This is a genomic window from Lyngbya sp. CCY1209 (assembly GCF_035615495.1).
GTDB lineage: Bacteria > Cyanobacteriota > Cyanobacteriia > Cyanobacteriales > Microcoleaceae > Limnospira.
In genome coordinates, this window is sequence record NZ_JAJENU010000109.1 from 1 (window position 1) to 572 (window position 572).

Below are 572 nucleotides of genomic sequence, written 5' to 3' on the forward strand. Positions count from 1 at the left end.
GGGAAGCGATGTTATAGTTTTCAACCGCAGTACCGAAGACGGATTCGGATTTGTCCAAATTGGTGAAACTTCCGAAAACCAACTCGCTCCGGATCAATTTATTAACGTTCCAACCGGAGAAACTTATCAAGATAATCTCGGCACTCTCAACAGTCCAATTCTGGCTTACGAACAGGAAACCGGAACCCTCAAATATGACCGGGATGGTTCCGGATTTCAAGCGGCTGAAATTGTCGCAACTTTTGCACCGCTTGACGATCTCAATAATTATCCATCTCTATCTGTTGGTAATATTTTGCTGGTTGGGACGGCATCTGATACGCCATTGACACCCCTTAAAAATGAAACTGTGAGGGCGTTTTCCGTTGTTGATGGGGCGACTCCTACTGATGACAGCCTCTCCGCAGATTCTCCCAGTCTTGCCGGAATTACTGTTACCGTTCCGGTGCCGCCGGGGAGTACCATCACGGAGTTGGTTGGCGGAACTGTAACCCGTTTGAGTGATAACGGTACGTCGGTGGAATTTACTCCAACTGTCGGAGGGGGAAATACGGGAAGTTTTGAGGTGTTTA

Annotated in this window: 1 pseudogene; it reads left to right on the plus strand. The window is 47.9% G+C overall.

The features are described 5' to 3' along the window. Positions 1-572 (plus strand): annotated as a pseudogene (locus tag LKE08_RS00715) (calcium-binding protein); the annotation flags it as partial.